This is a genomic window from Kitasatospora sp. NPDC004669 (assembly GCF_040609455.1).
In the GTDB taxonomy this organism is placed as follows: Bacteria; Actinomycetota; Actinomycetes; order Streptomycetales; family Streptomycetaceae; genus Kitasatospora.
In genome coordinates, this window is the sequence record NZ_JBEXKB010000092.1 from 15,811 (window position 1) to 28,138 (window position 12,328).

Annotated in this window: 10 protein-coding genes, 1 tRNA gene and 1 pseudogene; 5 read left to right on the plus strand and 7 right to left on the minus strand. The window is 75.4% G+C overall.

The features are described from left to right. Positions 1 to 4: 4 nt before the first annotated feature. Complete coding sequence (locus tag ABZW30_RS41280; protein WP_355676456.1) at positions 5 to 1,210, minus strand: hypothetical protein; 1,206 nt, start codon at positions 1,208 to 1,210, stop codon at positions 5 to 7. Between the two features lie 175 nt (positions 1,211 to 1,385). Between ABZW30_RS41280 and ABZW30_RS41285 the strand changes: the two genes are divergently transcribed. Continuing rightward, positions 1,386 to 2,042, plus strand: a complete 657-nt coding sequence (locus ABZW30_RS41285) for a histidine phosphatase family protein (RefSeq protein ID WP_355676457.1) — start codon at positions 1,386 to 1,388, stop codon at positions 2,040 to 2,042. Positions 2,043 to 2,135: 93 nt separating this feature from the next. Here ABZW30_RS41285 and ABZW30_RS41290 read toward each other — a convergent pair whose 3' ends face one another. Then, complete coding sequence (locus ABZW30_RS41290; RefSeq protein ID WP_355676458.1) at positions 2,136 to 3,749, minus strand: tetratricopeptide repeat protein; 1,614 nt, start codon at positions 3,747 to 3,749, stop codon at positions 2,136 to 2,138. A gap of 261 nt (positions 3,750 to 4,010) precedes the next feature. On the opposite strand from ABZW30_RS41290, the gene ABZW30_RS41295 reads away from it, so the two are divergent. The 3 genes from ABZW30_RS41295 (at position 4,011) to ABZW30_RS41305 (ending at position 6,110) form a co-directional block, all read left to right on the plus strand. Continuing rightward, positions 4,011 to 4,526: a hypothetical protein gene (locus ABZW30_RS41295; RefSeq protein WP_355676459.1), complete on the plus strand. Its 516-nt coding sequence runs from the start codon at positions 4,011 to 4,013 to the stop codon at positions 4,524 to 4,526. Between the two features lie 106 nt (positions 4,527 to 4,632). Beyond that, entirely contained in the window at positions 4,633 to 5,538 is a 906-nt protein-coding gene (locus ABZW30_RS41300) for a fused MFS/spermidine synthase (RefSeq protein WP_355676460.1), read from the plus strand. Between the two features lie 104 nt (positions 5,539 to 5,642). Beyond that, the gene (locus ABZW30_RS41305) at positions 5,643 to 6,110 is read left to right on the plus strand and encodes a GNAT family N-acetyltransferase (protein ID WP_355676461.1); all 468 of its coding nucleotides are present in this window, start codon (positions 5,643 to 5,645) and stop codon (positions 6,108 to 6,110) included. Between the two features lie 20 nt (positions 6,111 to 6,130). Here the strand turns inward: ABZW30_RS41305 and ABZW30_RS41310 are convergent, their stop codons facing one another. From ABZW30_RS41310 to ABZW30_RS41330, 5 genes and pseudogenes are all read right to left on the minus strand, one after another. After that, positions 6,131 to 6,985, minus strand: coding sequence for a hypothetical protein (locus ABZW30_RS41310; RefSeq protein ID WP_355676462.1), 855 nt, complete (start codon positions 6,983 to 6,985; stop codon positions 6,131 to 6,133). Positions 6,986 to 7,094: 109 nt separating this feature from the next. After that, the gene (locus ABZW30_RS41315) at positions 7,095 to 7,541 is read right to left on the minus strand and encodes a DUF4442 domain-containing protein (RefSeq protein ID WP_270146831.1); all 447 of its coding nucleotides are present in this window, start codon (positions 7,539 to 7,541) and stop codon (positions 7,095 to 7,097) included. 132 nt (positions 7,542 to 7,673) lie between these two features. Next, a tRNA-His gene (locus tag ABZW30_RS41320) sits at positions 7,674 to 7,749 on the minus strand. A gap of 204 nt (positions 7,750 to 7,953) precedes the next feature. Then, on the minus strand, positions 7,954 to 8,556 hold the full coding sequence (orn, locus tag ABZW30_RS41325; RefSeq protein WP_355676463.1) for an oligoribonuclease: 603 nt from the start codon (positions 8,554 to 8,556) through the stop codon (positions 7,954 to 7,956). A gap of 872 nt (positions 8,557 to 9,428) precedes the next feature. Beyond that, a pseudogene (locus ABZW30_RS41330) lies at positions 9,429 to 10,403 on the minus strand (helix-turn-helix domain-containing protein); the annotation flags it as partial. A gap of 1,034 nt (positions 10,404 to 11,437) precedes the next feature. On the opposite strand from ABZW30_RS41330, the gene ABZW30_RS41335 reads away from it, so the two are divergent. Then, complete coding sequence (locus ABZW30_RS41335; protein ID WP_355676464.1) at positions 11,438 to 12,238, plus strand: GNAT family N-acetyltransferase; 801 nt, start codon at positions 11,438 to 11,440, stop codon at positions 12,236 to 12,238. The last annotated feature ends 90 nt before the right edge of the window (positions 12,239 to 12,328 follow it).

The following is a 12,328-nucleotide window of genomic DNA, read 5'->3' on the forward strand; positions in this document are numbered from 1 at the left end:
TCACTCATGCGCGGGCACCCAGCGCTTCCGCGCGCAGGGCGGCCGCGCAGGCCAGGCGCTCGGCCGCGTCGTCGCCGTAGCCGTCCCCGGCGCCGTCGTCCGCGCCGGATGCGGCGGCCAGCGCCTCGGTGACCGTACGGATGCCGCCCAGCTCGCCGCGCACGCCCCGGCCGAGTTGCTCGACCCGGTCGCCGCAGCGGGACTGGGCGCGGCAGTGGAAGCCGAGCTCGCAGGTGGAGAGGCAGTCCGGGCTGTACGCGGCGGGCACCGCCTCGACCGCGGCGGTCAGCTGCTCGGAGGTCCGGGCCGGGGCGCCGTCCTGGTCGGCGGCCAGGTCGAAGTCGGTGCCCGGCGGCAGGGTGTCCAGCAGCCGGCCGATGCCGGTCATCCGGCTCAGCTGGCGGCGGGTGGTGGCCAGCTCGCGGCGGACGTCGACGGCGACCGCGGTCGGCCGGTTGCCGAAGTCCTTCGGGCAGACCAGCAGCACGCTGGTGCGGGGGCTGCCCGGCAGCCGCTGCTCGGTGTACGGGTCCCCGGCGAGCGTCTGCCCGGCGGCCGCGGCGGCGGTGCGCTGGAGCGCCAGCACGTACACCGCGGCCTGGCGGGCGGCGGCGCCGACCTTGGCCGGGTCCGCGCTGCCGTCCAGCACCGGGAAGGACTTGATCTCGACCACCGTGCACCGCCCGCCGTGCACCACCAGCGCGTCCGGCTCCAGGTAGGCGGTGCTGCCGGCCACCTCCAGGCGCAGCATCGGGTGGTCCAGCAGCGTCCAGGCCTGCGGCTCGGCGGCGGCCCGGGCCAGCGCCTCGGCCGTCCGGTCGGCGCGGACGGCCGGGCCGGAGCGGTGCAGCAGATCGGGCACCAGCAACGCGGCGCGGTCGTCGGCCGGGACGCCGAGGTGGGCGCGCAGCGGTTCCAGCAGCGCGGAGTAGTCGTCCGCCTTCAGCCGGGACTCGAAGATCACGCCGCGGGCGATCGCGAACGGGGACTGGCCGAAGGGGGCGGGGCGGCCGAGCCGGGCGGCCAGCACCGATTTGTCCACCCCCGCCGCGTCCAGCACGGCGCGGCGGTGACAGCCCGGATTGGCGGCGAGCGCGGCGAGGGCGCGGGCGTTCAGACTGCGCTGCTGGGCCGGTCCGCGCAGCTCGGCGAGCCGCTGGGCGAGCGGCTCAGCGGACCCGCTGAGCGGGACGTTCGTCGAGGCGTTCATGGTGCGGCCCAGTGTCGCATCCGGGTCCGACAATGCGGTGCGGACCGGCCCGTTCCGGCCGGAACCGCCGGGTATCGAAGCCCGCGATCGTGGCCGCGGTCCGGGTGGGGGATCATGGAGCCCGGTGCTCAAGGGTGAGACCGACCGTTGACCGCCCCGTTGCGAGGAGCCCACCATGCCCGCCCGAATCGTGCTGGTCCGCCACGGCGAGACCGAGTGGTCGGCTACCGGCCGCCACACCGGCCGCACCGACATCCCGCTGACCGAGGAGGGCCGCGCGATGGCCCGGGCGCTCGGCGCCCGGCTCGCCAAGGACCCGTGGAACGGGCTGCCGGACGCGCTCGTCTACACCAGCCCGCTCGGCCGGGCCAAGGAGACCTGCGAACTGGCCGGCTTCGGCGACCGCGCGGTGGAGCGGCCGGAGCTGATGGAGTGGGACTACGGCCAGTACGAGGGCCGCACCGGCGTCGACATCCGGGCCACCGACCACCCCGGCTGGCTGATCTGGCGCGACGGGGTGCCCGGCGGCGAGAAGCTCTCCGAGGTGGCCGCCCGGGTGGACACCTTCCTGGCCGGCCTGAACGCGGAGCACGGCGTCCCGGAGCCGGACACCACCGTCATGCACTGCGCCGACCGGGACGTCGTCCTGTTCGCACACGGTCACGTGCTGCGCATCCTGACCGCCCGCTGGCTGGGCCTGCCGCCCGAGTTCGCCCAGCGGTTCAAGCTCGGTACGGCGGCGCTGTGCGTGCTGTCCTGGGAGTACGGAGCCCCGGCGGTGGAGGTCTGGAACGACCTGTCCCACCTGGAGGGGCTGAACTCGGGCCACTGAGCTCGCGGTCGACGGCCTTCGGGGGCCGCTCGGGCCTTCGTTTGCTCGGGCCCTTTGCCCGTTCGGTCCTGCACCCGCTCAGACCTTGACCGCTCAGGCCGCCGCGGCCTGGTCGTACCCGGCCAGGAAGCGGCGGACCTCGGGCACCGAGGCGTGCCGGCGCAGCTGTTCGGCGGTGTCCGCCAGCATGCTGCGGATCCGGGCCGAGCGGACCTCGCCGAACAGCGCGACGGCGGCCGAGCCGTGGTGCGCCGCCCCCGCCAAGTCCCCCCGGCCGAGCCGGTCGTGGGCCAGTTCGGCGGTGTACAGCACCCGGTTGCGGACGAAGTGCGGCTCCTGCAGCGCTATGGCCAGCGCGGCCTGCTCGCTGGCCCGGTCCCAGTCGCCGAGCGCGGACCAGCACTGCGACTGCAGGCCGGCGATCTCCGCCTCGCCGAAGAAGGACATCCACTCCGGGTCGGCCTCGGAGGGCCCCCGATCGAACAGGGTGGACGCCCGGCCGATCGCGCGTTCGCAGGAGGAGCGGTCCCGCAGTACGGCCCAGGCGCCGGCCTCGCGCATGGCCAACAGGGCGAGCAGTCGGGCGGAGTCCAGCAGTCGGGCGGCGGACTGCCCGGCCTGCGCGGCGCGCAGTGCCTCGCGTGGGCGCCCGGCGTCCCGGGCGAGGAAGGCGCTGTTGCAGAAGACGTGCGCCTCCAGCGCGGAGTCCCCGGCCATCCGGGCGGTGGCGAGCGCCTCGGCGTAGAACGAGCGGGCGTCCGCGAGCCGGTTCGAGTCGTGTGCCAACCAGCCCACCGAGATGGCCAGTTCACCGGCCCCGGCCTGCAGTCGGCGCTCCGTCTCGGCGCTGTACTCGCCCTCGTTGAGCAGCAGGTAGGCGGTGCGCAGCGACTGGCCGGCGAGGTCGTACAGGGCGTCGGCGCCGTGCGCGTCGTCGGCCAGTCTGATCTCCCGGACAGCCTGTTCGACGCCGAGCACCTCGGCGGCGCCGACCTTGCGCAACGGCGGCACCGGTCCGGGGCGGCCGGGCACCACCGGGTCCAGGCCGAGCAGCGAGGGTGCGGTGAACTCCGCACCGGGGACGGCACCTCGGCCGGCGGCCGGGCGGAAACCGGCACCGGTGGCGGGACCGGCCGCGGCCGGCCGGTCGATGCCGATCACGGTGGCCAGCGCGGTCGCGCCGCCGGCCAGGAACGTACGGCGACGCACGTCGTCGTTCTCCTCGTCGAGATAGGGCGATCCATCGGGCCCCCTGGGCACCGCGCCGGCCCTCGGCCACGGGGGCCCGTTCGGAGCGGCTGGATCCGCGTACGGCGAGGCAGCGTACGGGAGTTGGGTGGAGAGTGGTGAGCGCGGGGCGGGCAGGGGCGGGAACGGTGGATGGAGCGGGGGCACCCCGGCCGCCCCGTCGGCGTCGTCCGCCGAGCGGCGGCGGACGGCGGTGCGGGGGGCGAAGCCGAGGTCGGTGAGCGCTCGGCCCGGCCACATGTGCCGGAAGACGCGCTCGTAGGCGTAGTTGGGGCAGCGGATCTCACCGGACTCGACCCGTCCGACGTAGCGGGCGTCGCAGGACACGTGCTCGCCGATCTCGCGGGCGGCCCGGCGGACGGCCGTGGCGAACTCGCCGGGTGAGCGGTCGCCGCGCAGCGCGCGCATCACGGTGTTGGGGGACGGTCGGTTCGGCTCGGCCGGTGGGGTGGCTGCCATGGCGCCGAGAGTACTCGGAGTCACCGGGTGGCCACAGTCGGTTTGCGGTGTATATGCCATCAATCCGGTGCGAACCGGGCGTTGTTGCGGGATATCCGCCATGAAATGCCATGCCTTGCTGTAAGGCGCCCCGTGGCCTCGGGTGCCATCGCCGCGTTGTCCTGATACGTGGAAGCCCAGGCCGTCCCCCGGCCCCTCCCCGTCCCCGGCGCCCCACCCCGGGCGACTGCGCTTCCGACCCGACGAGGTACAGGAGGGCCCATGATGGCCGCCGGACTGCCGCAGTACCGACCCGTCGCCGGGGGTGTGCTCGCCTGCGCCGCCCCGGCCCTGCTCCCCGACCCCACCGACGACCGATTCCCCGGCCGGGGCGCGGTGGGCGGCGGCCGCGGCTCCTGCGGCGGCCTGCGCAGGGACGCCGCCGTCCCCGAGGAGGGCACCCTGCTCACCAGCTGCGACACCGTGACCGTCGCCCTGCGGCACGGCCTGGAGGCCGTCGACATCCTGCGGCTGCGCCGCGCCTGCGGAGCCGTCCTGCAGAGCCGCAACGGCAGCACCGTCTCCTTTCTCGTCCCGGCCGGCACCTGGGAGACCTGGCACCTGCCCGGCAGCTCCTGTACGGCCGGCGCCCTGGTGCCCGGCGCCACCGACCCTCGCTGGGTGATCCCGCCCTCCGGCACCGGTCGCAGCACCCGCCCCACCGACGCCTGGGTGCTCCGCTCCGCCCTCTGCGAGGCCGCCTGCACGCTCACCGCCGGCGGCCTCGGCCCGTTCTAGCGGGCGTGCCGCGAGGATTCCGCCGGGCCCCTTCAGTCACCGGCCGGATCCCCACGGCACGCCCCTGACCTGTGGGTGTTCCCTCCCGGCGGCGATAATGGCGGCCATGGGACGAAGCAGCAGGGCCGCGCGCAACCCGGAACCGGCGGCCACCACCGGGCCGGGCGGCCGCACCCACGCCCAGGGCCCGCTCACCCGCCCCGTCGGCTCCGGCCTGGCCGAACTGCGCCCCGACCGCGACCGCCCCGCCGCCTGGACGCTGCTGATCGACGGCGCCCCGCAGTCCCTGGTCGACCTCGCCGACCCCACCCACCTCGGCTTCGAGTACCAGCGCCGGCTCGGCCACCTGATCGACCTGGCCGCCCCGCCCGGCCGCCCGCTGACCGTCCTCCACCTGGGCGGCGGCGCCCTCACCCTGGCCCGCTACGTGGCCGCCACCCGGCCGCGCTCCCGCCAGCAGGTCGCCGAGATCGACACCGAGCTCACCGAACTCGTTCGCGCCGAACTCCCGTTGGAGCGCGGCTGGCAGATCAAGGTGCGCGGCGCGGACGCCCGCAGCGTGCTGGAACGCACCCCCGAGGCCGGCGTCGACCTGGTCATCACCGACGTGTTCTCCGGCGCCCGTACCCCGGCCCACTGCACCACCGTCGAGTTCGCCACCCTCGCCGCCCGCGCCCTCGCCCCCGGCGGCTGGTACGCCGCCAACATCGCTGACGGCGCCGCTCTTCCCTTCGCCCGTTCCCAGGTCGCCACCCTCGCCGCGGTCTTCCCCGAACTCTGCCTGGTCGCCGACCCCACCGTCCTGCGCGGCAAGCGCTTCGGCAACCTCGTCCTCGCCGCCGCCCACACTCCCCTCCCCATTCCCGACCTCACCCGCCGCGTCGCCTCCGACTCCTCCCACGGCCGGGTCGAACACGGCCGTTCCCTCAGCGACTTCACCGCCGGAGCCGTCCCCGCCACGGACGACACCGCCGCGCCCTCCCCGGCCCCGCCGCCGGGTGTCTTCCGCTGACGGGCGTGCCGGGCGGTCCCCGTCGACCGTAAAACCGTTGGTGGGCGACCGAGTTGCGCCGGACAATGGCCACCGCCGCCCGGCCGTCGACGCGAGGGGACACCATGCACATCCGACCCGCCCGCCCGGCCGAGGCCGAGCTGCTCACCGGCATCGCCCTGCGGGCCAAGGCGTACTGGGGCTACGGCGAGGCGTTCATGGCCGCCTGCCGGGACGAACTGACCCTGGACGCCGCCGTGATCGGGCGGGCGTCGGCTTCGACGGTGGTGGCCGAGGACGGTGGCCGGCTGCTGGGGTTCGCCGTGCTGACCCCCGCGCCGCCGTCCGGCGAGCTGGACATGCTCTTCGTCGAGCCCGATCTGATCGGCCGCGGCATCGGCCGGGCGCTGTTCCACCACGTCCGCGACGAAGCCCGAGCACTCGGCCTGCGCCGCCTCACCGTCGACTCCGACCCGCACGCCGAGCCCTTCTACCTGGCGATGGGTGCCACCCGCATCGGCAGCGCGCCGTCCGGCTCGATCCCCGGGCGTGAACTCCCCCTGATGGAAGTGGAGCTGGCCCCCGGCGCCTAGCCAGTGCCGGTCCGGGCCGTTCAGTGCCCGCGTGGCAGTCCGCGGTGCTTGCACACGGCCGCGCCGGTGAGCAGCAGTCCGGCGGCGACGGGGGCGAGCACCGCGGTCGCCGTCGCGGAGCCGTCGTCCACGGTCGCCGTGTCGGCGAGGTCGAGCGCCTGGGGCGTCCCGCCGTCCGTCGGTACGGCGGGATCCGCGGCCTCCTCCGTAACCCCCGTCGCACCGGCGGGTTCCACTGCGGACTGCCCCTCGACGGCGGCGGCCTCCCGTACCGCCGGGGCCTCGGCCGCCTCGGAGCGGGGCCGGGCGGCCACCGGCCGGGGCGAGCGCGGCTGCGGAACGGTGGCCGGTTCGGCGGGCTCGCCCTCGCGGGCGGCGCGGGTCTCGGCCGGGCGGGCCCGGGCCGGGGCGGTGCCGAGCAGGCCGGAGGCGAGAGCGAAGGCGTCGGGGACGGCGGCGCGTTGGCCGGGGAGGGGGAGCCCGCCGGCTCGGATGCGCTCCCGGAGGACGCCGCCGACCGCGCCGGTGGCCTGGTCGACAGGTGCTCCGCCGGTCAGTTCCCCGATCAGCCCGGGGGAGCGGCCGGGCTCCGCGGCCGCCGGGTGTCCGGGTTCCTCGGGGCGGGCGGCTGACTGTCCGTCGATCACGGTGCCGCCGTGCAGGGTCCGGCGGACGGCGGGCTGGGCCTGCCCGGGCAGCGCCTCGGCGGAGGCCGCGTACGCGCCGAGCGCTCCGACGCCCCAGACTTGTGCGAGCAGTGCCCCGCCGGCGGCGACGGTGCGGGGGCGGGGCAGCCACCGGGCGATCGCCCGCCGCGCTCCGGCGACGCCGCGGGGGGCGGGTTCCTGGGGCTTGGTCGCGTGATTGGCTCGCACGTGAGTTGAGAACGAGCGGACGGGCGGCGAGGTCACGCCGACCGTTACGGACAGTCATCGCGCAGGTGGCCCCGGGGCGCTCCGCCCGGGGCCACCGACCGCGCGGCGGTCAGGAGTTGGGACGCAGGGTCCAGGTGACCGTCATCACACCGGTGACGGCGCCGTCGGCGCGGGTGATCTCGACGGTGACCGGGAACTCGGGGCGGCCGCCGGCGTCCAGCTCGGCCACGACCTCGGCGGCCGGGCGGCCGAGCACGGCGGTGGCGGTGACCTCGCCCATGGCGAGCTTCTTGTAGGCGATCTCGGCGTTCACGGCGAGCGGCACGGCCCGGGACAGCTGGTCCCCGAAGGCGGCGAGCACGATGCAGCCGCTGGCGGACTCGGCGAGCGTGAACATCGCGCCGGCGTGCGGGCCGCCGACGTGGTTGTGGTACGCGGGCTGGTCGGGCAGTCGGAGCACGGCGCGCTCCGGGGTGGTCTCCAGGTACTCGAGCTTCAGGGTGTGCGCCATCGGCACGGTGGCGTCGAGCATCTGGCCGATCGAAGGAGTGGTCATGGCGGCGATGTTACTCTCCGGTAGCTTCTCGCGGCAGGGGCCGCCCGGAAAAGTCGGACCGTCACACACAACTGAGGCAACGCGAAAACGCCTGAGGGGCCGATCTCTTGAAGAGATCGGCCCCTCAGGCTCTGGGGTGAGTGACGGGACTCGAACCCGCGGCCACCTGGACCACAACCAGGTGCTCTACCAACTGAGCTACACCCACCATCTGTCCGGTCCGTTCCCGCTCTCGCGTTCCCGTTCCGACAGGAAGAACTCTACAGGATCCGAGAGGGTGCTCGCGCCAGGGTTTCGTTCCGGCGAACGCGGGCACCCTCCCCGACCCTCCGGGGGCCGTCCGCACGGCCCCCTCCGCGGTGGTCGCGCCGGGGTGTGGTTGCTGCGGAGGGGGCGCGCCGGGCCCGCCCGGTCAGCCGGCCGAGGCCTGGTACTTCCCGGCGATGGCGCGCGCGGTGTCCGCGTCCGGGCCGGGCTGGGGGACGAACACCGCCTCGCGGTAGTACCGCAGTTCGTCGATGCTCTCCCGGATGTCGGCGAGCGCCCGGTGGTTCCCGCCCTTCTGCGGGCTGTTGTAGTACGCCTTCGGGTACCAGCGGCGGGCCAGCTCCTTGATCGAGGAGACGTCCACGATCCGGTAGTGCAGGTGCTTCTCCAGGGCCGGCATGTCCCGGGCCAGGAAGCCGCGGTCGGTGGCCACCGAGTTGCCGCACAACGGCGTCTTCCCGGCCTCCGGCACGTGCTGGCGCACGTATGCGAGCACGCGCTCCTCGGCCTCGGCCAGGGTCATGCCCTGCTCCAGCTCGTCGAGCAGACCGGAGGCGGTGTGCATCTCGCGCACCACCTCCGGCATGTTCGCCAGCGCCTCCGCCGGCGGGCGGATGATGACGTCCACACCCTCGCCGAGGATGTTCAGCTCGGAGTCCGTCACCAGCACCGCGACCTCGACCAGGGCGTCCCGGTCGAGGTCGAGGCCGGTCATTTCACAGTCGATCCATACCAAACGGTCATTCACGCAACTCACCCTACGGCGCGATCACGCGCCGCGGGCACCGGTGGAGCCGAGCGGGGTGCTGGAGCGAGGCCGTCGGTCCGGTGCTCCTCCGCCCCGTCGTGCGGGCCGCGGCCGTCCGGGTGCTCGCCCTCCCGGCCGGTGCGGACCGCGTGACCGTCCCGCCCGGGACGGGCCTCGCGCGCCGCCCGACCGCCGTCCGCCGCCGCGGCCCGACCGCCTTGGGCGCGGACCTGCGGCGCCCGGGCCTGCCGGCCACGGAGCTCGCCCGCCCCGGCCGCCGGCTGCCCGGCGGCGGTGGTCGGCACCCGGCCGCCCGGCGCACCGTGCGCACGCCCGGCCGCACCCGGCACGTCCGCGGGCCGTTCGACCGCGCTGCGGTGCCCCTGGCCCTGGCCGCGCGCCCCCGGCTGGGGGTGGCCGTCCTCGGCCGCCGCGTGCTCGGCGGTGCGCGGCGGACGCCCCGCACCCGGCCCGGCCTGCGGCGGCACCAGCGGAGGCCGCACCGGACCGCGCGCCACACCCTGCTGCCCGGGGTGCGGCTGTTGCGCGGTCTGCTGGTGCGGGTACGGCTGACCCGCGCGGGCGTGGAAGCCCTGGGCGGCCGGCGTCCCGACCTGCCCCGGACCGTACGGACCGGCGTGACCGTGCGGCACCGGCTGCCCGGGACCGACCGGCTGACCGTGCGGGCCCGCCTGGCCGACCGGAACCTGCGCCCCCGGTCCGGCCGGGAACGGGTGGGCCGGTTGCCCGCCGTGCCCCGCCGCGCCGAACAGTGCCCCGCCCGCCGCCGAGGCGGGTGCCGCGTGCGGCAGCGCGCCGGGCAGCCGTAGGTCGCCGCCGTGCGCCCCGGCCGGGGCACCCGACTGCTGCCCGGGCCGACGGGCCCGGTAGCTGGTCCGGTACGCGGCCGGCGAGACCCCGAGCTGACGGCGGAAGTGCCCGCGCAGCGCCACCGGCGAACGGAACCCGCACCGGCGCGCGACGTCGTCCACCGACAGCTCCGAGGTCTCCAGCAGCCGCTGCGCCTGGAGCACCCGCTGAGTGATCAGCCACTGCAGCGGCGCACTGCCGGTGAGCGTGCGGAACCGGCGGTCGAAGGTGCGGCGGCTCATGTACGCACGGGCCGCCAGCACCTCGACGTCGAACTGCTGGTTGAGGTTCTCCAGCGCCCAGGTGACCACCTCGGCCAGCGGGTCGTTGCCGATCTCCTCCGGTAAAGACTGATCGATGTACTGGGCCTGTCCGCCGCCACCGCGACGGCTGGGCACCACCAGCCTGCGGGCCAGCGCGTTGGCCGCCTCGGCGCCGTGGTCGCTGCGCACCACGTGCAGGCACAGGTCGATCCCGGCGGCGGTACCGGCCGAGGTGAGCACGTCGCCGTCGTCCACGAAGAGCTCGCGCGGGTCGACGTGCACCCGGGGGTAGCGCTTGGCCAGGGTCGGCGCGTACATCCAGTGGGTGGTCGCCGGACGGCCGTCCAGCAGTCCGGCGGCGGCGAGCACGAAGGCGCCGGTGCACAAGCCGATGATCCGCGCGCCCTCGTGGTGCGCCTTGCGCAGGGCGGTGATCGCTTCGACCGGCGGGGGCTGGGAGATCGAGCGCCAGGCCGGGACGACGATCGTGCCGGCCCGGGCGAGGGCCTCCAGGCCGTACGGCGCGGAGAGGGTCAGGCCGCCGGTGGTGGCCAGCGGACCCTCCTCCCCGGCGCAGACCAGCAGCCGGTAGCGGGGGACCCCGGCGTCCTGGCGGTCCACGCCGAAGACCGAGAGCGGGATGGAGCTCTCGAAGATCGGGGCGCCGCCGAAGATCAGCACCGCGACGGTCTCCCGGCGGCGTCGGCCGGACAGCTTGCGCGGGGCGCCGGCCGGCGACGGGGTCGCCGGGGAGCCGTTGGCGCCCGGACCGCCGTGGCCCAACGGGCCGTGGCCGGGGGCGGTACCCAGGGCGAGGCCGCCGAGCGGGCCGCCGACACCGTTCGGGCCCGGGGCAGCGCCGCCGGCGGGGTAGGCCGGGTGGCCGTTGTAGCCGGAGTACTCGCCGGTGAAGGGCTGGGCGGGGTTGCCGTAGGCCTGGCCCTGGTTGACGGGGCCTCGACTGACGGGCTGTCCGCCGTAGTTCGGGTGCCCGCCCTGGGGCGGCTGCGCCCCGTACGACGCCTGGCCGCTGTGGGCCTGGGCGCCGTGGGCTTGGCTCCCGTACGCCGGACTGCCGTACGCCTGACTGCCGTACACCTGACCGCTGTACGCCTGACCGCTGTGCTCGGCGGGGACGGGGCCGGTGGCGGCCGGTACCGCGGGATAGGAGGAGTGCGAGGCTGGGCCCGAGGTGCTCGGGGTGCCGGAGGTACGGGTGGTGGCGGCGGTCGCGGAGGTGCCAGTGCTTCTCGCGGACCGACCCGCGGTGCCGGCCAGCGCCTGGCCGCTGTCAGGACCCGCGTCGCTCCTGCTCACCCTGCTCAAGGCGCTCAAGCCCCCTCGGTGGTGTGGTGTGGGTGGTGCGGCACTGCTAGCCAAGATCGAAATCTATCGGGTGGACCATTGCCGTTGTGACAAGTTCACCATCCGACGCTATGTCGACATGGCAATTTGGCGTGATGCATTCGATCACGAAGCGTGGCACCCGTCGACCCTTCTGGGAAGAGGGCCGGGGCAACGGTGGCTGGTTGTCGCGGGACTGCTCCTGGGGCGTCCGGCTTCCGGGCGCCCGGTCGGCGGGTCTGGGCTGCGGATTTGCCCAAGGGGGACGGAGCGGCGAGAAATTGACCGAAAATCGGCGGTGCACGTGAGGGCGCACGAGCATGGGTCGTGCGCCTCCCAGGCTTCATCCGGCCAGTGCCGGTGCGGCTCGACCGGGGCAGGGGCCGCCGGACTACGGTCCTGCCGTGAACACCAACAGCCGGCTCGAACAGGCCAACGACAACGCCGCCGCATTCTGGCTCGCCCAAGCCCGCGCGCACGGCTGGCAGTTCCGGGTCCGACCGGGGCTGACGGCGGTCCGCTGCGCCCGCACCCCGGACGACTCGCAGCGCTTCCTGGTCACCCGCCACTACGCCGAACCGGGCCTCGTGGCAAAGGAGTTGGCGGAGCTACTGGATGAGTGGGAGACCATCCGCTTCACCCTGGAGGACCCGTACGGCGGGCTCGACCTCTCCCGCTTCGGGGCCACCAGGATGCCGGTCATGCCGGTGATGGCGCGTGAGCCCGGCCCGGTCGAGGGCGTGACGGCCGAGCTGCCCGCCGCCTCCCGGGCACGCGGTGGCGGCTCCCTGACGGTGGATGAGGCGCTGGACGGCGACTCCTTCGCCCAGGTCGAGCGGACCGTTGTGGACGGCTTCCCGCTGCCCGCCCGTCAGCCCTGGGCCCGCGGTGACGCGCTCCCGGAGCAGCTGCTGCGCCAACCCGGCTGCCGGGGCTGGATCGGCCGGGTCGACGGCGCCCCGGCGGGCGCCTGCCTCACCTGCGACGACGGCCGGGCCACCGGGGTGTACTGGGTCGCCGCCCTGCCCGACCAGCGCGGTCAGGGGGTGGCCCGCGCCGTGCTGCAGACCGCCCTGGCCCATGCGCACCCGGACCGCCCGGCCACCCTGGTCGCCACCTCGCTCGGCGAACCGCTCTACCGCGCCCTCGGGTTCACCGGACTGGCCGCCACCTGCTGGTGGACCCGAACCTCGGCGGGCGGCTGACCGGCGGCGTCGGGGGACGGCGGTGAGCGAGGTGTTGATCATGCGGGTGTTGAACTCCTGCCCGATGAGCAGGATTCCCGTGCAGGCCAC

Bases quoted from the DNA above. Each gene is read 5' to 3' on its own strand.
- ABZW30_RS41280 (WP_355676456.1), bottom strand. From the start codon at position 1,210: ATGAACGCCTCGACGAACGTCCCGCTCAGCGGGTCCGCTGAGCCGCTC.
- ABZW30_RS41285 (WP_355676457.1), top strand. From the start codon at position 1,386: ATGCCCGCCCGAATCGTGCTGGTCCGCCACGGCGAGACCGAGTGGTCG.
- ABZW30_RS41290 (WP_355676458.1), bottom strand. From the start codon at position 3,749: ATGGCAGCCACCCCACCGGCCGAGCCGAACCGACCGTCCCCCAACACC.
- ABZW30_RS41295 (WP_355676459.1), top strand. From the start codon at position 4,011: ATGATGGCCGCCGGACTGCCGCAGTACCGACCCGTCGCCGGGGGTGTG.
- ABZW30_RS41300 (WP_355676460.1), top strand. From the start codon at position 4,633: ATGGGACGAAGCAGCAGGGCCGCGCGCAACCCGGAACCGGCGGCCACC.
- ABZW30_RS41305 (WP_355676461.1), top strand. From the start codon at position 5,643: ATGCACATCCGACCCGCCCGCCCGGCCGAGGCCGAGCTGCTCACCGGC.
- ABZW30_RS41315 (WP_270146831.1), bottom strand. From the start codon at position 7,541: ATGACCACTCCTTCGATCGGCCAGATGCTCGACGCCACCGTGCCGATG.